Raw genomic sequence first — 17,038 nt, 5'->3', positions numbered from 1 at the left:
GGGCTTTCCGTTTCGATCAATTGGCGGAGAGAGCGGGATTCGAACCCGCGATACGGGGATAAGCCGTATACACACTTTCCAGGCGTGCTCCTTCAACCACTCGGACATCTCTCCGCACGCAACCTGCTCACGGCCCCAATCGCGGACGGTGAAGAGGCGAAAGGATACCGGCCGCCACGGCCACTGACAAGCTCAGCCGGCATCCGCGCGCGGCGGCGACGGCGACGGCAGGGCGACGTGCTGCCCCGTGGCGGCGACCCGGTAGCCGCGCTCCGCCAGCGCGGCGCCGTCGGCCGCGCTGCCGTAGTGGTAGAGCAGCAGGCGCGCGCGCAACGCCGCGTCGTATTCGCGTGCGATGTCGTCGACGCCGGTGTGCGAGGGATTGCCGTGCAGGCCGCAGTCGTGCGCGACCAGCTCCTCCCCGCCGGCGTACCGGCCCAGCGTTTCGGGAATCGGCCGCGTGTCGCCGGTGTAGGCGAAGCTGCCCGCCAGCGCGAGGCCGAACGAGGTGTCGGGCCGGTGGTGGCGCGTGGCGAACACGTCGAACCACAGGCCGTCCAGCCAGAAGCCGCGCGTGCACGGCACGAGGCGGAACGCCTCCCAGTAGTTCGCGCCGCCCTCGGCCAGCACGCCGGGATAATCGGCCACGCGCGCCTGCAGCCACGGCACCAGCGCGGCGTGGCAGAACACGCGGATGCTGCCGCGCAGCGCTTCGTCGAACCACACGCGGGTGAACAGGCGCTCCATGCCGCCGACGTGATCCATGTGCGTGTGGGTGATGTAGATCGCGCGCGGCAGCTCGCCGTAGGCGGCGCGGTAGCGGTCGAGCGTGTCCGGCCCGCAGTCGACCAACAGCAGCGGCTCGCCGTCGCGTTCCAGCACGACTGCCGAGGAGCCCAGCTCCACCGCGTGCGCTGCGCCCGTGCCAAGGAAATGCAGATGCCAGTTCATGCGCCGAAGGTCGCCTCGTAGGCTTCGATGAGGGGAGTCCACACAGCCGCGCGGAACGCCGCTTCGCCCTGCGCGGCGGCGCCGAGCTTGACCAGCGAGCGGTGCAGCCGCGCGAGGTTGGCCAGTCGCCAGCCCTCGGCCAGGTCGCGCAGACGGCCGCGGTCGAAGTCGATCAGATACAGCCCGCTCGCCGCCGCCAGCACGTTGTGCGCGTTGAGGTCGGCATGCCAGATGCCGACGCGATGGAAGCGCGCCACCAGCGCGCCCACTTCGCGCGCCAGCTCGGCATTGAGCCGGCCGGCCGCGAGGCATTCGGCCAGCGTCTGCGCATCCGCGATGCGGCGTGTGACGAGATCGGCGCGATAGAACAGGCCATGCCGGCGATAGCGCGCGGCCACCGGTGCCGGCCCGGGCAATTTCAATCGCGCGATCTCGGCCAGCAGGCGGAATTCGGCGAAGCAGCGCGTGGCGTCGGCACCGCGCCACAGGTAGCGGTCGCCCATCAGCTTCGCCACCATGCCGCCGCGGCGATAGTGCCGCAGCACGCATTCGCCGGCCGGCGTGGCGATGATCTGCACGCCGCCGCGCCCGCCCGTTTGCGAGCGCAGCGCGCCGCGTTCGCGCCAGTGTTCCGGCACGAACCAGTCGGCGTCGACTTGTGGCGATGCCTCGGCGTCGAACAGAATCGCGCCACCGGCATCCATGTGCAGATGTTCCCGCATCGATGCTGCCGCCCCTTGTCCGATCATCTTCAGCGATTCTACATGCCAGCTCCTGCCTCGATTTGCCTGCTGCGCACCTCGGCCATCGGCGACGTCACCCACGTGGTGCCGCTGCTGCGCACGTTGCAGGCGGCATGGCCGCAGGCCAGGCTCGCGTGGATCGTGGGCAAGCTGGAGCGCAGGCTGGTGGGCGACCTGCCCGGCGTGGATTTCGTCACCTTCGACAAGGCCGCGGGCTGGGCCGGCATGCGCGAAGTGTGGACGGCGCTGCGCGGCCAGCGCTTCGATGCGCTGCTGCAGATGCAGGTGGCCCTGCGTTCCAACCTGCTGAGCCTGGGCATCAAGGCAAACCGGCGCATCGGCTACGACGCGGCGCGCGCGAAGGATCTGCATGGCCTCGTCGTCAACGAACGCATCCCCGCGCGCAGCGGCGAACATGTGCTGGACGCCATCGGCAGCTTCGCCGAACCGCTGGGCCTGAAACAGACGACAGTGCGCTGGGACATTCCCGTCCCCGACGAGGCGCAGGCCTGGGCCGCGGAACAATTGCCGGACGACACGCCAACCATGCTGGTGAGCCCCAGCTCCAGCCACGCGCTGCGCAACTGGCGGCCGGAACGCTACGCCGCCGCGATGGATCACGCCGCCGCACGCGGCTGGCGCGTGGCGCTGGTGGGCGGCCCCTCAGCCAGCGAACGCGCGATGGCCGATGCAGTGCTCGCCGCATGCAGGCATGCTCCGCTCGACCTCACCGGCAAGGACACGCTGAAGAAACTGCTGGCCTTGCTCGGCCGCGCGCAATTGCTGCTGACGCCGGACTCCGGCCCCATGCACATGGCCAATGCGGTGGGCACCAAGGTGCTGGGCCTGCACGCGGCAAGCAACCCGAACCGCTCCGGCCCCTACTCCGACCGCCGCTGGTGCGTGGACAAGTACGACGAGGCCGCATGCAGCTTTCTCGGCAAGCCGGCCAGCGAACTGGCCTGGGGCGCCAAGATCGAGAAACCCGGCGTGATGGATCTGATCGGCGTGGACGACGTGGTGGAACGTTTCGAGGCGGCCGCGCACCACCTTGGCCTGACATGAAAGCCTCTCTCCCACTATTGATCCGGCCCGCAAATATGTCGTGTACACCGTTCGTCCTAAGCGAAGCGAAGCGGAGTCGAAGGACATGGGGGGAAACTGTTTGCGGGCCGGCTCAATAGGAGAGGGGTTGGGATGAGAGTTCAGCGCCACGCTCCGCTCGTACCCTCATCCGCCTGACGGCACCCTCTCCCGGCGGGAGAGGGATTCAGCCTCAAACGGCGCGATAGTCCTGGTAGGACTTTTCCTCGACCAGCTGCGAGCCCAGCTTCACGTTGATCTCGCGCTTCACCGCCGCGCGCTCGTCGTTCTTGAAGTACACCGAACGCGCCAGCTCGATGAACTCGGCGTCGAACGCCTGCGCCTTCTCCTTGAGGCGGATGTCGTCCTCGATCACCCACAACGCCTCGTTCACCGCCAGCAAGCGCGCGCGTTCGTCGTGGATGTCGGTCTTCGAGGCGGGATGCGCGGCCCATGTGGCGTTGAGCAGGTCGAGCTCGGTGCGCACGTTGGCCAGCTTGGCTGGATCGCCGATGCGCTGCGACTTGATTTCGAGGATGGTGATCTTGTCGATCAGCTCGCCGTAGGACACCGGGGTCTGGATCAGGCTCATGGTTGAAACTCCGAATCAGGCCGCATGCGCGGGATGGAAGGCGCCATGGCGCACGAGTTCGCAGACGGTGCGCACGTCGCCGTCCAGCGCGCGGTCGCGGTGCAGGAAGCCGATGCTCTTGCGCAGCGTGTCGTGGGCGCGGCGCACGTCGGCACCGGCGTGGAAGTCGCTGCTGGCTGCCAGCGCCTCGGCCAGTTGCTGCGCCTCGGCGGCGAACTGCTCGTAGTGCGGCTGGCCTTCGCGCGGCGCGTTGGACACCTTGGCCGCCAGCGCCTGCCAGCCGCCGCGCTGGGCGAGGCGGCGCGCGGCGTTGAGCATTTCCTGGCGGTAGTCCAGCGCCTGCGCGGCGGTGTACAGCTCCAGCGCAATCACGTGGCCCAGGTCTTCCATCATCTCCAGCACGTGGCGCGCCTCGTTGGCGCCCATCGAGACGTGATCCTCGGCGTTGGCGCTGGTCGGCACCGAATACACGCTGGCCGGATGCGCGCGCGTGGCGAGGTCGTTGACCAGCGCCGCGGCGGTGTACTGCACGATCATGAAGCCGGAATCGGTGCCGTCCTCGTTGCCGCTGAGGAAAGCCGGCAGGCCGTCGTTGGTGGCCGGGTCGACCAGCTTGTTGAGGCGGCGCTCGGAGATCGAGGCCAGCACCGGGATCGCCGCCTTCACGTAGCTCATCGCCAGCGCCAGCGGCATGCCGTGGAAGTGGCCGGCGGAGATCACCTGCTCCTCGATGAAGCGCGCGCCCTCGGCATCGGGGAAGATCAGCGGGTTGTCGGTGACCGCGTTGAGCTCGATGTCGAACACGCGGCAGGCCTGCGCCCACGCGTCGCGCACCGCGCCATGCACCTGCGGCATGCAGCGCAGGCAGTAGGCGTCCTGCGGCTGGTGCTTCTTGCCGCCCTTGAACGGCAGGAAGCGCGCATAGAACGCCTCGCGGCCGTGGCGCTGGTTGGCCGGCACCCAGTCCCAACCGATGTCGAAGCTGAGCGCCTGGTCGTCCGGCTCGCTCCACGCCTCGACCGTCCACGGCTTGAAGCGCGGCACGAGGTGGTAGGGAATGTCGAGCAAGGTGGAACCTTGCAGCAATTCGCGCACGTGCGCGGCCACTGCAACCTGGCCCGGATGCGGGCGCAGCTCGTGCACTTCGGGCCGCAGCGCGCCGCTGCGGCCGGCGAAGGCGTCCAGTGTCATCGAAGCGGCGAGGTCGGCGGCGTCGAGCAGGCGCTCCAGATCGTGCAGCGCCAGCGTGCCGGTGGCCAGCATCTGCGCGGTGCCGTTGTTGAGCGCGAGGCCTTCCTTGAACGACAGGCGCACCGGCGCAAGGCCGGCACGCTTCAGCGCCTCGCTTCCCGGCAGGCGCTCACCTTCGTAGAAGGCCTCGCCGCCGCCCAGCAGCACGATGGCCAGGTGCGAGAGCGGCGCGAGGTCGCCGCTGGCGCCCACCGAACCCTTCTCCGGCACCACCGGCACCACGCCCGCATTGAGCATCGTGGTCAGCGCTTCCAGCGTCTGCACGCGGATGCCGGAGTGCCCGCGCATCAGGGTGTTGATGCGGATCACCAGCATCGCGCGCACCACGTCCGCGCCGAACGGCTTGCCCACGCACACCGCATGGGTGGTGATGAGGTTGTGCTGCAACTCTTCCAGCAGCGTGCCTTCCGGCGCCTCGCTGCGGCTGCCCGGCAGCTCGTCGCGCACGCGGTGCGCGCCCAGCAGCTTGTCGGCGTTGCTGCCGAAGCCGGTGGTGACGCCGTAGGTCGGCTCGCCGCAGTTGACCTTGTCGGCGAGGAAATCCGCCGCGCGCTGCACGCGCTCCAGTTGCTTCGCGTCCAGCGCCACCTTGGCGCCGTCGCGTGCCACGGCCACCAGTTGCGCCCGCGTGAGGCTGCTGCCGTCGAGAAGAATGGTTTTGCTCACAAATGCTCCAACAGATTCGTACAGTCAGGAGAACCCCGGTTCTCTCGTCATCCCGGCGAAGGCCGGAGGCGCTTTGCAACAGCGAAGCTGGTCATCCAGTGCCTGCTGACCGTTGCGCATCAAGGGCGCTGGATGACTCGCTGCGCTCGCCCCTGCGGGACCAGCCTTCGGCTGTTCAACGCTCGCGAGGCTCGCTTTTGTCCTGCTTGCGCAGGAATGACGAGCAAGGAACCGCTTCAACCCATCGCCGCGGCCTGCTCCAGTTCCACCCGCAAGGTCTTCACCAGCTCGGCACGCGCCACCTCGAACTGGTCGCCGCGGCGCAGATCCTTCACCGTGACCACGCCCTTGGCGATCTCGTCCTCGCCCAGCACCACGGCGAAGCGGATACCGGCGCGGTCGGCGTACTTGAACTGCTTGCCCAGCTTGCCACCCTCCAGCACCACCTCGGTGGCGATGCCAGCGGCGCGCAGCTCGCCGGCCAGCGCGAGGTAAGCCGGCAGCTGCGCCTCGTCCATCTGTGTGACCAGCACGTCCACTGTGCTCTGCGCCGTGCCGACCAGGCCGGCCTCGCGCAGTTGCCAGTACAGACGGCTGAGGCCGATGGAAATGCCCACGCCGGGCAGGTGCGACTTGGTGTACTGGCCGGCAAGGTTCTCGTAGCGGCCGCCCGAGCAGATCGAGCCGATCTGCGGATGCTCGTTGAGCGTGGTCTCGTAGACCGTGCCGGTGTAGTAGTCGAGGCCGCGCGCGATCGACAGGTTCAGCGCGAAATGCGATTCCGGCACGCCGAAGTCGCGGATCAGGCCCAGCACTTCCTTCAGCTCGGCGCGGCCCTGCTCCATCGCCTCCGGGCCGGCGCCCAGCGCGTCGAGTTTCCCGAAGGCATCTTCGACCGACGTGGAACGCACCTGCACGAAGGCCAGAATCTTCTCCACCGCGTCGGACGCCAGGCCGAAACCTTCGCCGGTGAGCGTGTCGCGCACGTAGTCGGCGCCGCGCTTGTCCAGCTTGTCCACCTCGCGCAGCACCAGCATCTGCCGCTCGGCGTCGGCCACGCCAAGGCTCTCGAAGTAACCGCGCATCAGCTTGCGGTTGTTGAGCTGGATGGTGAACGGGCCGATCGCCAGTTCGCGGAACACGCTGTAGATCACCGCTGGCAGTTCGGCGTCGTAGCGGATCGACAGGTTGTCCTTGCCGATCACGTCGATGTCGCACTGGTAGAACTCGCGGAAGCGGCCGCGCTGCGCACGTTCGCCGCGATACACGCGCTGCATCTGGTAGCGGCGGAACGGGAAGTTGAGGTCGCGCTCGTGCTCGGCCACATAGCGCGCCAGCGGCACGGTGAGGTCGAAGCGCAATGCCAGGTCGGGTTTCTCGCCCTGCTCCAGTGCGCCGGTGGACTGCACGAAATACACCTGCCGCTCGGTCTCGCCGCCGGACTTGGTCAGCAGCACGTCGGAATACTCGATCGCCGGCGTCTCCACCGGCAGGAAGCCGAAGCGCTCGTAGTTGCGGCGGATCGTGTCGAGCATGCGCTGGAACGCGACCTGGTCGAGCGGCAGCAGTTCGAGCACGCCGGGCATGGTGCGGGCCGGGGTAAGCGCCATGGAAACCTCTGTGGACGGGGATGGAATCGCCGTGCGGCGGCAGCCCCCAAGATTAACAGATGGCTCCGCGGCCTCCGCGCACCGCGAAGACCTGTTGCCAAGCCCTGCCGCCGTCATTAAGATACGCGGCTCCCACGGGGTGTAGCTCAGCCTGGTAGAGCGCTACGTTCGGGACGTAGAAGTCGCAGGTTCAAATCCTGTCTCCCCGACCAAGTTGGAATCTCCCGGATCTGCCCGATCCGGGAACGGAAAAGCCGCCATCCCTGGCGGCTTTCTTGTTTCGGCGCACTTCGCGCAAGCCCGCCGATGCGCACGGCGCCCTGGCGTCAGGACTTCGAGTCCGCCCCGTTCGGCATTTGGCCGAAACGCAGCATCACCAGTTGCCCACCCGGATCGCAGCCGGCTTCGGCGCCAACCGTTCCCTTGTCGAACTGCATGGGAACCAGCACGACGACATCGCCCTGCGTCAATTGACCCTTGTTCGCTTCGCCGATCGACTTGGCGTTGCCGTACTGCTCCGCCAGCGCTCCCCAAACCTGTTGCAGCTTGTCGGTGGTCGGCTTGAACTTGGGGTTGAACGCCTGCGTCGCACCGTTGAAATCGCCCTTGGTCATCGCCGTGATCGCCTTGTTGGCCGCACCACCGCAACTCGCCACCTGCGCCGCAGAAACCTGCATCGGCGGCGCCTCCTGTTGACCAGGTTGCGAAGGCTGCGGCATCTGCTGCGAAGACGGCGGTTCCTGTTGCGGTTGCGGGGGTTGCTGCGGCGATGCCGCCTGCGCGTGCGCGCTGCCGAAAGCCATCAGCATGGCCGGAAGAATGAAGCGCATGGCCTGTTTCATGTCGTCTCCTCCTCGTGGGGATGGGAGCGCGACGGCAAGCACGTTACTCAAGGGGAATGCGTCAGACCGAAACGCCGAGAGATGCTCACGACGAAGCGGCCTAGGCCGTCGCGGAGGGAGCGCCGCCAGTACGGCGCGTCTCCATCCTCGTGAGCATGGATGCCCCTGTCAAACCAGGGCGCCGGCAAACATTCAGCAAGATGAGCGCCCGGTGTCCGCGGATCAGGGAACTCGATCCGCGACGGCCAGTGCCGCCAGTCGATCCAGTTCGGCCTCGACGAAACCGGCCTCCAGCCGCGCCGGGCGATTGAACGGGCCACGCAGGCCAACGCCGAGATAGTCGCGCAGCAGGCCGAAGAAATGCTCGACGGGATCGATGCCGTCTCGTTCGCAGCACCAGCGATACCAGCGCGTACCGGCGGCGACGTGCGCGACTTCCTCGCGCAGGATCACTTCCAGCACGGCGATGGTGCGTTCGTCGCCAGCGTGGCACAGGCGCTCGATCATGCCGGGCGTCACGTCCAGTCCGCGCGCCTCCAGCACGCGCGGCACCAGGGCCATGCGCGCGGTATCGGAATGGGCGGTCTTCTCGGCCATTTCCCACAGGCCGTTGTGCGCGTCGAAGTCGCCATAGGCGTGACCGAGTTCGGCAAGCCGCGTGGACAGCAGCGCGAAATGGCGCGCCTCATCGTGGGCGCAACTGGCCCAATCGCGGTAGTAGTCGTCGGGCATGCCGCGGAAACGGTAGACGGCATCCCACGCGAGGTTGATCGCGTTGAACTCGATGTGCGCCACCGCGTGCACCAGCGCGGCGCGGCCTTCGGCGCTGCCCAGGCCGCGTTGCGGCACCTGGCGGGCGCTGACCAGTCGCGGTTTCTCGGGTCGACCGGGCGCCCCGATGGGTTCGGGCGATGGCGCAGTGGAGTCGGGACGCAACTCGCCCGACTGCACGGCGGCCCATGCGGCATGGGTGAGGCGGAGTTTTTCCGCAGGGTCGGTGGCGGACAGGCAGGCCTTGGCGGCGGCGTGGAGATCGGTCATGGAGTCTTTCGCGAGCACCCGCCCCTCACCCTGCCCTCTCCCCGGAGGGGAGAGGGAAAAACATTCAAGCACTGCGGCGCGCGGCCTTGGCGTCGTCCGAGCGCAGCATCTCGATCTGTTCAAGGTAGTGGCGGTCGAGGCCGGTGATGTATTCGCCGTTGAAGCAGGAGGCGTCGAAATGCTCCAGCGACTCGTTGCCGTCCTGCACCGCCCACACCAGATCCTTCAGATCCTGGTAGATCAGCCAGTCGGCGCCCAGCATCTGCTGCACCTCGGCTTCGGTCTTGCCGGCCGCGACCAGTTCGGTGGCCGAGGGCATGTCGATGCCGTACACGTTGGGGTAGCGCACCGGCGGCGCGGCGGAGGCAAAGTACACGTTCTTCGCGCCGGCGTCGCGCGCCATCTGGATGATCTGCTTCGACGTGGTGCCGCGCACGATGGAGTCGTCCACCAGCAGCACGTTCTTCTTGCGGAACTCCAGCTCCACCGGATTGAGCTTGCGGCGCACCGATTTCACGCGGTCGCCCTGCCCCGGCATGATGAAGGTGCGGCCCACGTAGCGGTTCTTGACGAAGCCCTCGCGGAACGGCACGCCCAGCGCCTCGGCCAGCGCGCTGGCGGCGGTGCGCGCGGTGTCGGGGATCGGGATCACCGCGTCGATGCCGTGGTCGGGCCGCTCGCGCAGGATCTTCTCGGCCAGCTTCTGGCCCATGCGCAGGCGCGCCTTGTACACCGACACGTTTTCGATCATCGAGTCGGGACGCGCGAGGTACACGTATTCGAAGATGCACGGCGCATGCGTCGCGCTCTCCGCGCAGTGGCGCGCGTGCAGCTGGCCGTCGTCGGTGATGAACACGGCTTCGCCCGGCGCCACGTCGCGCAGGCGCTTGAAGCCCAGCACGTCCAGCGCCACCGACTCGGAGGCCACGGCGTATTCGCGCCCTTCGGCGGTGATGCGCTCGCCCAGCACCAGCGGGCGGATGCCGTTGGGGTCGCGGAATGCCAGCAGGCCATAGCCCAGCACCAGCGCGATGCAGGCATAGCCGCCGCGCGCGCGCGCGTGCACCGCGGCCACCGCCTTGAAGATGTGGTCGGGCGTGAGCGCCATGCGCTCCTGGATCTGCAGCTCGTGCGCCAGCACGTTGAGCAGCACCTCGGAATCCGAATCGGTGTTGATGTGGCGGCGGTCGCCTTCGAACATCTCCTTGCGCAGCGCCTCGGTGTTCACCAGGTTGCCGTTGTGCGCGAAGGCGATGCCGTAGGGCGAGTTGACGTAGAACGGCTGCGCCTCCTCGGCGCCTTCCGAGCCCGCGGTGGGGTAGCGGCAGTGGCCGATGCCGATGCGGCCGCGCAGGCGGCTCATCGAGGACTGGTTGAACACGTCGCGCACCAGGCCGTTGCCCTTGTGCAGGCGAAGGCGCGCGCCGTCCACGGTGGCGATGCCGGCCGCGTCCTGGCCGCGGTGCTGCAGCACCGTGAGGCCGTCGTAAAGCGCCGATGCCACTTCGGTGGTACCGACGATGCCGATGATTCCGCACATGATGGATGGCCTGCTAAGGATGATTCGAAGAGGGAGCGGTGGTGGCCGGTGCTGGCGAGCCGCCCGGAAGCTGCTTGCGCAGCGCATCGGAAAGCGCCGAAGGATCCAGCCGCGCGTGCAGCGCGTTCGTGACGGCCGGCGAGTCCAGTTGCGCGCGCACGACGCTGGACACCGCGGCCGGGTTCAGGTGTTCGCGCAGCGCATCCTTCGCCGCGGCGGGATCCAGGTGCTCGCGCACGCCGGGCGGCACCTGCTGGCCCAGCCAGATCGTGGCCTGCTGGAACGGCGGCAGCAACATCGACTGCCGCCACAACGGATCGCGCGCGAAACTGGTGAACTGGCACAGGAACACCAGCACGCACACCAGCAGCGCGCCGCGCGCGAAACCGAACACCATGCCGAGCAGGCGATCCGTGCCCGACAGGCCGGTGTTCACCAGCAGCCGGTGCACGATATGGCGCAGCACGGCGCCCAGCACCAGCACCAGCACGAAGCACAGCGCATAGCCCGCGGCCACGCGCAGCGCAGGCATGGTGATCACCGTCAGCCGCGCGGACAGCGTCGGCCCGAGCAGCCATGCCACCCAGAACGCGGCAACCCAGATCGCCAGCGCCAGCACCTCGGACACGAGGCCGCGCCACAGGCCGATCAGCACCGACAGGCCCAGCACGCCGAGTATCGTGTAGTCGATCCAGTTCATGGCCGGGCCGTCGGATCGATCAGGGCACGCCGACCACGTTGCCGGCAAGGCCCAGCTTGGCCTTGACCTGGTCGCGCACGCGCTCGGCGTCGGCGCGCTGCGTCTGCGGGCCGGCGCGCACGCGCCACAAGCGCTTGCCGCCCACGTCCACCGTATCCACGAAGCCGTCGAAGCCGTTGGCGCGCAGCTTGTCGCGCAAGGCATCCGCCTCGGCCTGATTGCCCATCGCCGCCACCTGCACGGCATAGCCGCCGGCACGAGCAGTGGTTGTCGCGGCCGGCTGCGCGGAGGCTGAGGCATGCCCCATCGGCATCGTCGACACGCTGGAACCGGTATGGCCCAACCCGGCCTCCAGCTTCGCCGGCACGCCGGGAATCGACTGGGTGATCTTCAGCCTCGCCGCCTCGGCGCTGGTGCGCGAATCGAACGGGCCAGCGGTCACCAGGGTGAGTTGCTTGCCCGCCTGCGTGACGACACGGGTGAGCACCGGATAGCCGAAGCCGCGCACGCGCCGCACCAGCCGATCCACGCTGCTGGCGTTGGCATAGGCGCTGAGGTTGAGCACGTACAACGCATGATCTCCCGCCGCCACCGATGCCGGAGCGGCAGGCGACGCGTTGGGAGGAACTGCTGCCACAACCGGCGTCGTAGCCGTCTTCACCGGCGCCTTGGCGACCGCGGGTGCGGGCGCGGGCGCGGGCGTGGCGGCGGCGCTGCCTCGCAGCGGGATCACCGGCTGCGACGGCGAAGCGCCGGAGCCCATCGTCGGCGCGCTCGCCGGCGTCTTGGACGCAGCCGCGTCCGTGCCCACGTCGGCGGGACGGCTGGAAGGGATGTTGACCGTGGCCAATTGGCTGCCAGCCGGCGCCGTCTGCGCCGGTGCTGCCGTCGCGCTGGCGGCGGGCGCGGGCGCGGGCGCCGCGGCCGAGCCGGAGGCCGCCGGCGCACCCGGCGTGAGGCTCATGGTGCGGGTCTGCAGGCTGCTGTCCTGCGCAGCCGGAATCGCCAGGCTAACCGACTGGTCGCCGGCCGTGGCGGACGGCGGCGGATTGCTGGAGAAAAACATCGGCACGAAGATGACGAGCAGGGCTACCAGTACGAAGGCCCCCAGCAGACGTGTTTTCAAGAGTTCGCTCCGAGGCGGCCGGCGCGGCCCGCAATCCGGCGATTATACCTGCCCGGCCGCGACTCCCGCCCGAAACTCACCGTTCGTGTTCAGCCACCACCGCCGCAGCCACGAAGAACGAGCCGAACGCGAGGATGCGTTCGCCCGGCCCGGCGGCGGCGCGCGCCGCAGCCAATGCCGCAGCCAATGCCGCGGCCACGTCGGCGTGCCGGTCGAAATCCGCGCCTGGCAGGGTCTGTTGCAGCACATCCGCCAGCACGCCGGCCGCCAGCCCGCGCGAGGTGGCGCCATCCAGCCCGGCGAGGTGCCAGTGATGGATGCGCGCGCCCAGCGCGGCGATCACCCCGGCCACGTCCTTGTCCGACAGCGCGCCGTACACCGCATGGGTACGGGCGGGCGGTTGCGCATCCAGCCACGCCGCCAGCGCACGCGCGGCCTGCGGGTTGTGGCCCACGTCCACGATCAGCGGCGGATCGCCACCCAGCAACTGCAGGCGCGCCGCCACGCGCGCATGGCGCAGGCCGTGGCAGATCGCGGCATAGGCCTGTTGCGGCGCCAGCAGATCGCCGGCCGTCCACAACGCATGCAGCGCCGCGATGGCGGCGGACGCGTTGGCGATCTGCACCGGCGCGGCCAGCGCGGGCAGCGGCAGTTCCATCGCGGTACCGTCGCGATGCCGCCAGCGCCAGCCGTCCGCGCGACGTTCCGCGACGAAGTCCACGCCCGCGCGTTCCACGCGCGCCCCGATCGAAGCCAGCGCATCGAGCAAGCCTTGCGGCGGATCGGATTCGCCCACGACGACGGGCCGCCCGGCGCGCGCGATGCCCGCCTTCTCGCGGCCGATGCTGTCGCGATCCGGGCCCAGCCAGTCCATGTGGTCGAGATCCACCGTGGTGACCACGGCCACGTCGGCGTCGACGATGTTCACTGCATCCAGCCGGCCACCGAGGCCGACTTCGAGGATCGCCACGTCGAGCTGCGCGCGCGCGAAGAGATCCAGCGCCGCCAGCGTGCCGTACTCGAAATAGGTCAGGGGCGTGTCGCCCCGCGCCGCCTCGATGCGCTCGAAGCTGGCGACCAGCGCCGCATCGTCCGCGTCCACGCCATCGATGCGCACGCGCTCGTTGTAGGCGAGCAGGTGCGGCGAGGTGAACGCTCCCGTACGCAAGCCCGCGCCCTGCGCCATCGCCTCCAGCAGGGCCACGGTGGAACCCTTGCCGTTGGTACCGCCCACGGTGATCACCTTGCGCGCCGGCGAGGGCGCACCCATCCGCCGCCATACGCCGCGCACGCGCTCCAGGCCCAGTTCGATGCTGCGCGGATGGACGTGTTCCTGGTAGGCCAGCCATTCGGCGAGGGTGCGGGACATGCTCGGCTTCGCGCATTGAGAGAGTGCGCGAAGCTTAGGGGCTGTCCGGCAGCTCCGCATCATGGAACCGTCCTTTCGGCCGGCAAGGCGCGTGGAGGCGCAAGGGCAAAGCCATTGAAGAAGCCGGACAGATCCCCAGGCGCCTTCATCAACCCAGCGGGTGGATGAGTCCGCGCAGCGACCAGACGAGGACGGATGCGATCAGCGCGCTGGAAGACAGCGCCAGCAGCAGCGGCGCAAGGCGATCCATGGCGATGCGAATCCGGGCAATGGTGTTCATGCGGCATCTCCTTCGACCCGTGATTGGGTGCGGGAGAAATACTCCCCTGCCGGCCCGCGGCCCGGCAGGGTCGCCCGTCAATCATCGCCAGTGACAGCCGTCACAACGCCGTGCGGCGCAGCCGCAACGCATTGCTCACCACCGAGACCGAGCTAAGGCTCATCGCCAGCGCCGCGACCATCGGCGACAGCACGATGCCGAACGCGGGATACAGCGCGCCCGCCGCCAGCGGCACGCCGATGCCGTTGTAGACGAAGGCGAAGAACAGGTTCTGGCGGATGTTGCGCACCGTGGCGCGCGACAGCGCGCGGGCGCGCAGGATCGCGGCCAGGTCGCCCTTCACCAGGGTCACCTGCGCGCTTTCCATCGCCACGTCACTGCCATTGCCCATCGCGATGCCCACGTCGGCGGCGGCTAGCGCGGGCGCGTCGTTGACGCCGTCGCCGGCCATCGCCACCCTGCGGCCCTGCGCGCGCAAGGCATCCACCGCCGTGGCCTTGTCGGCCGGCGACACCTCGGCATGCACTTCGGCGATGCCCAGCTCACGCGCCACGGCTCGCGCGGTGGTGGCGTTGTCGCCGGTGAGCATGACGACTCGTACGCCCGTCGCCTTGAGCGCCGCCACGATCTGCGGCGCCTCGGGCTTGATGCGGTCGGCCACCGCGAGCAGCGCGGCCGGCGTGCCATTCACGGCAAGGTGCATCACCGTGGCGCCCTGCCCGCGCAGCGCATCCGCGCGACGGCTCGCTTGCGCATCGAGCGCGATGCCGAGCTCCTCCAGCAGCTTCGCGTTGCCCAGCGCCACGCCGGCGCCATCCACCGTGGCGACCACGCCGCGACCGGCAAGTGCACGGAATCCGGTTGCGTCGAGCAACGCCACCTGTTCGGCATCGGCGGCGGCCACGACGGCATGCGCCAGCGGGTGCTCGCTGGGTCGCTCCAGCGCGGCGGCCAAGGCCAGCAGCCGTTCGCGCGGCTGGCCGTCCAGCACCACCAGCTCGGCGAGCGCGGGCCGGCCTTCGGTGAGCGTACCGGTCTTGTCCACCGCCAGGGTGTCGATGCCCTGCAGCGCCTCGATGGCGCCGGCGTCCTTGAACAGCACGCCATGCTGCGCGCCGCGCCCACTGGCCACCATGATGGAGATCGGCGTGGCCAGGCCCAGCGCGCAGGGGCAGGCGATGATCAGCACCGACACCGCCGCGATCAGCGCATGCGCGAGTTGCGGCGACGGCCCGAATGCCGCCCATGCAACGAAGGCCAGCATGGCCGCCGCCACCACCGTGGGCACGAACCACGCAGCCACCCTGTCGGCCATCCGCTGCAACGGCGCCTTGCTGCGCTGCGCCTGCGCGACGAGGCCCACGATCTGCGCCAGCAGGGTTTCGCTGCCCACCTTGTTCGCGCGCATCAGCAGCGCACCGTCGCGGTTCAAGGTGCCGCCGGCAAGCATGTCGCCCTTGCCCTTCGCCACCGGCATGGGCTCGCCGGTGAGCATGGATTCGTCGACATGGCTGCCGCCCTCGATCACCTCGCCGTCCACCGGCACCTTCTCGCCGGGACGCACGCGCAGCGTGTCGCCCACGCGCACCTCGTCCAGCGGCACGTCGGACTCGCTGCCGTCGGCGGCAAGGCGCCGCGCCGTCTTCGGCGCCAGCCCGAGCAGCGCCTTGAGCGCCGAACCGGTGCGGCGGCGCGCGCGCAATTCCAGGAAATCGCCCAGCGTCACCAGGGCGACGATCACCGCCGCCGATTCGAAATACACGGCCACACGGCCGTGCATGTCGCGGAAGCCCTCGGGAAAAAGCCCCGGCGCGAGAAAGGCCACCGCGCTGTACGCCCACGCCACGCCGGTGCCCAGCGCGATCAGCGTGTACATGTTGGGCGACCACGGCCTGAGCGAGCGCCAGCCGCGCGCGAAGAACGGCGCGCCGCCCCACAGCACCACGCCGGTGGAAAGCAGCGCCTCGATCCAGCCTGCCGGCGCGGGCGGATGCCAACCGAACAGGTGCGGCCCCATCGCCAGCAGGAACACCGGGAGAGTGAGCGCAAACAGCACCCAGAAACGGCGCGCCATCACACGCAGCTCGTCGCCGCCGTCCTCGTCCAGCGTGGGCATCATCGGCTCCAGCGCCATGCCGCACTTCGGGCAGTCACCGGGGCCGGCCTGCCGCACTTCCGGGTGCATCGGGCAGGTGTAGATGGCGCCAGCCGGTGCGGGCGGCGCGGACTTGCGTTCGCCGAGATACGCCGCGGGATCGGCCACGAACTTCTCGCGGCAGCGCGCGGCGCAGAAGTGGTAGTCGTGGCCATCGTGCGTGGCGTGATGCGCGGTGGCTTGCGGATCCACGGCCATGCCGCAGACCGGGTCTTTCGCCAGGCCTGATTCCGCGTCCACCTGCCCGTCATCCCGGCGAAAGCCGGGATCCAGTGGCTCTGAAAGCCATGAACCCAAGGCGCTGGATCCCGGCCTGCGCCGGGATGACGGCATGGCGATGTGGCCGTGCTCGTGATGACCGCACGCTGCCGATGCCTGGATATGCAACACGGGCGGCATGGCAGGCGTGGCGCAACATCCACCAGCCGCACCCTGCCGGCCATCGTGGTACCGCTCGGGATCGGCATCGAACTTCGCCTTGCAGCCGGCGCAGCAGAAATGCACCTCGCTGCCCGCATGCATGCTGCGATGTCGCGAGGTGGCCGGATCGACCGCCATCCCGCACACCGGATCGCGCGCCGCGACGCTCGCGTTGCCTGTCGACGCGCAGCAACCGCCCTGCCGGCTCATGCGTCCGCCTCCGTGTCGCCCAGGGCACGCAGGATCGGACACTCCTCCGGCTTGCCGTGGCCGGGACACGAGGACACCAGTTGCGCCAGTCCGTCGCGCACGCGCTGCAGTTCAGCGATGCGCTGCTCGATCGCCGCCAGCCGCTGCTCGGCGCGCTTCTTCACCGCCTTCACGCCACGCTGGCGATCCGCCGACAGCGCCAGCAGCTCGCGGATTTCCTCCAGCATGAAGCCCATGTCCTTGGCGCGGCGGATGAAGCGCAGTTGCGCGACGGCGCTTTCGTCGTAACTGCGATAGCCAGAAGCGCGCCGCAGCGGTTCGGGCAACAAGCCTTCGCGCTCGTAGTAGCGAATGGTGTCGATGGCCACGCCGGCGCGCCGGGCGACGGCACCGATGGTGAGATGGGCAGCTTGTGCGTTCATGCACCAAGTCTAGAGCCTGGATCAAGATCCAGAGTCA

Annotated in this window: 15 protein-coding genes and 2 tRNA genes; 2 read left to right on the top strand and 15 right to left on the bottom strand. The window is 69.1% G+C overall.

All coding sequences use genetic code 11. The features are described 5' to 3' along the window. Positions 1–21: 21 nt before the first annotated feature. The 3 genes from ACZ5Z2_RS07140 to ACZ5Z2_RS07130 all read right to left on the bottom strand — a co-directional run bounded on the left by ACZ5Z2_RS07140 (position 22) and on the right by ACZ5Z2_RS07130 (position 1,655). Positions 22–114: transfer RNA gene (locus ACZ5Z2_RS07140), tRNA-Ser, on the bottom strand. A 78-nt stretch (positions 115–192) separates the two neighbouring features. Next, positions 193–951 (bottom strand): MBL fold metallo-hydrolase, encoded by a 759-nt coding sequence (locus ACZ5Z2_RS07135; protein WP_464761257.1) that lies wholly within the window; start codon positions 949–951, stop codon positions 193–195. Next, positions 948–1,655, bottom strand: a complete 708-nt coding sequence (locus tag ACZ5Z2_RS07130; RefSeq protein WP_464761256.1) for a 3-deoxy-D-manno-octulosonic acid kinase — start codon at positions 1,653–1,655, stop codon at positions 948–950. The genes ACZ5Z2_RS07135 and ACZ5Z2_RS07130 overlap by 4 nt, the downstream gene beginning before the upstream one ends. A 60-nt stretch (positions 1,656–1,715) precedes the next feature. Between ACZ5Z2_RS07130 and ACZ5Z2_RS07125 the strand changes: the two genes are divergently transcribed. Continuing rightward, a complete protein-coding gene (locus ACZ5Z2_RS07125) occupies positions 1,716–2,759 on the top strand; it encodes a glycosyltransferase family 9 protein (protein WP_464761255.1) in 1,044 nt (347 codons plus the stop codon). A 211-nt stretch (positions 2,760–2,970) separates the two neighbouring features. On the opposite strand, the gene ACZ5Z2_RS07120 is transcribed toward ACZ5Z2_RS07125, so the two are convergent. The 3 genes from ACZ5Z2_RS07120 to hisS all read right to left on the bottom strand — a co-directional run bounded on the left by ACZ5Z2_RS07120 (position 2,971) and on the right by hisS (position 6,896). Continuing rightward, positions 2,971–3,369, bottom strand: a complete 399-nt coding sequence (locus ACZ5Z2_RS07120; protein ID WP_464761254.1) for a DUF6165 family protein — start codon at positions 3,367–3,369, stop codon at positions 2,971–2,973. A 15-nt stretch (positions 3,370–3,384) separates the two neighbouring features. Further along, entirely contained in the window at positions 3,385–5,286 is a 1,902-nt protein-coding gene (locus ACZ5Z2_RS07115; RefSeq protein ID WP_464761253.1) for an HAL/PAL/TAL family ammonia-lyase, read from the bottom strand. Between the two features lie 236 nt (positions 5,287–5,522). After that, positions 5,523–6,896, bottom strand: coding sequence for a histidine--tRNA ligase (hisS, locus tag ACZ5Z2_RS07110; RefSeq protein WP_464761252.1), 1,374 nt, complete (start codon positions 6,894–6,896; stop codon positions 5,523–5,525). Between the two features lie 135 nt (positions 6,897–7,031). On the opposite strand from hisS, the gene ACZ5Z2_RS07105 reads away from it, so the two are divergent. Beyond that, positions 7,032–7,108: transfer RNA gene (locus ACZ5Z2_RS07105), tRNA-Pro, on the top strand. 114 nt (positions 7,109–7,222) lie between these two features. Here ACZ5Z2_RS07105 and ACZ5Z2_RS07100 read toward each other — a convergent pair. From ACZ5Z2_RS07100 to ACZ5Z2_RS07060, 9 genes are all read right to left on the bottom strand, one after another. Further along, complete coding sequence (locus ACZ5Z2_RS07100) at positions 7,223–7,780, bottom strand: hypothetical protein (protein WP_464761251.1); 558 nt, start codon at positions 7,778–7,780, stop codon at positions 7,223–7,225. Positions 7,781–7,960: 180 nt separating this feature from the next. Next, a complete protein-coding gene (locus ACZ5Z2_RS07095; protein ID WP_464761250.1) occupies positions 7,961–8,779 on the bottom strand; it encodes a ferritin-like domain-containing protein in 819 nt (272 codons plus the stop codon). A 64-nt stretch (positions 8,780–8,843) separates the two neighbouring features. Next, positions 8,844–10,319, bottom strand: a complete 1,476-nt coding sequence (gene purF / locus ACZ5Z2_RS07090; protein ID WP_464761249.1) for an amidophosphoribosyltransferase — start codon at positions 10,317–10,319, stop codon at positions 8,844–8,846. 13 nt (positions 10,320–10,332) lie between these two features. Further along, a complete protein-coding gene (locus tag ACZ5Z2_RS07085; RefSeq protein WP_464761248.1) occupies positions 10,333–11,019 on the bottom strand; it encodes a CvpA family protein in 687 nt (228 codons plus the stop codon). A gap of 19 nt (positions 11,020–11,038) precedes the next feature. Further along, a complete protein-coding gene (locus ACZ5Z2_RS07080) occupies positions 11,039–12,145 on the bottom strand; it encodes an SPOR domain-containing protein (RefSeq protein ID WP_464761247.1) in 1,107 nt (368 codons plus the stop codon). Positions 12,146–12,221: 76 nt separating this feature from the next. Continuing rightward, positions 12,222–13,514, bottom strand: coding sequence for a bifunctional tetrahydrofolate synthase/dihydrofolate synthase (gene folC, locus ACZ5Z2_RS07075; protein WP_464761246.1), 1,293 nt, complete (start codon positions 13,512–13,514; stop codon positions 12,222–12,224). Positions 13,515–13,662: 148 nt separating this feature from the next. Next, entirely contained in the window at positions 13,663–13,794 is a 132-nt protein-coding gene (locus ACZ5Z2_RS07070) for a hypothetical protein (RefSeq protein WP_464761245.1), read from the bottom strand. Between the two features lie 100 nt (positions 13,795–13,894). Further along, entirely contained in the window at positions 13,895–16,579 is a 2,685-nt protein-coding gene (locus ACZ5Z2_RS07065; RefSeq protein WP_464761244.1) for a heavy metal translocating P-type ATPase, read from the bottom strand. Further along, positions 16,576–17,001, bottom strand: coding sequence for a MerR family transcriptional regulator (locus ACZ5Z2_RS07060; protein ID WP_464761243.1), 426 nt, complete (start codon positions 16,999–17,001; stop codon positions 16,576–16,578). The genes ACZ5Z2_RS07065 and ACZ5Z2_RS07060 overlap by 4 nt, the downstream gene beginning before the upstream one ends. Positions 17,002–17,038: the final 37 nt, after the last annotated feature.

Source organism: Rhodanobacter sp. G1, assembly GCF_055397855.1.
The sequence above is the reverse complement of the archived record's forward strand: the minus strand, read 5'-3'. Positions and strand labels throughout refer to the sequence as shown.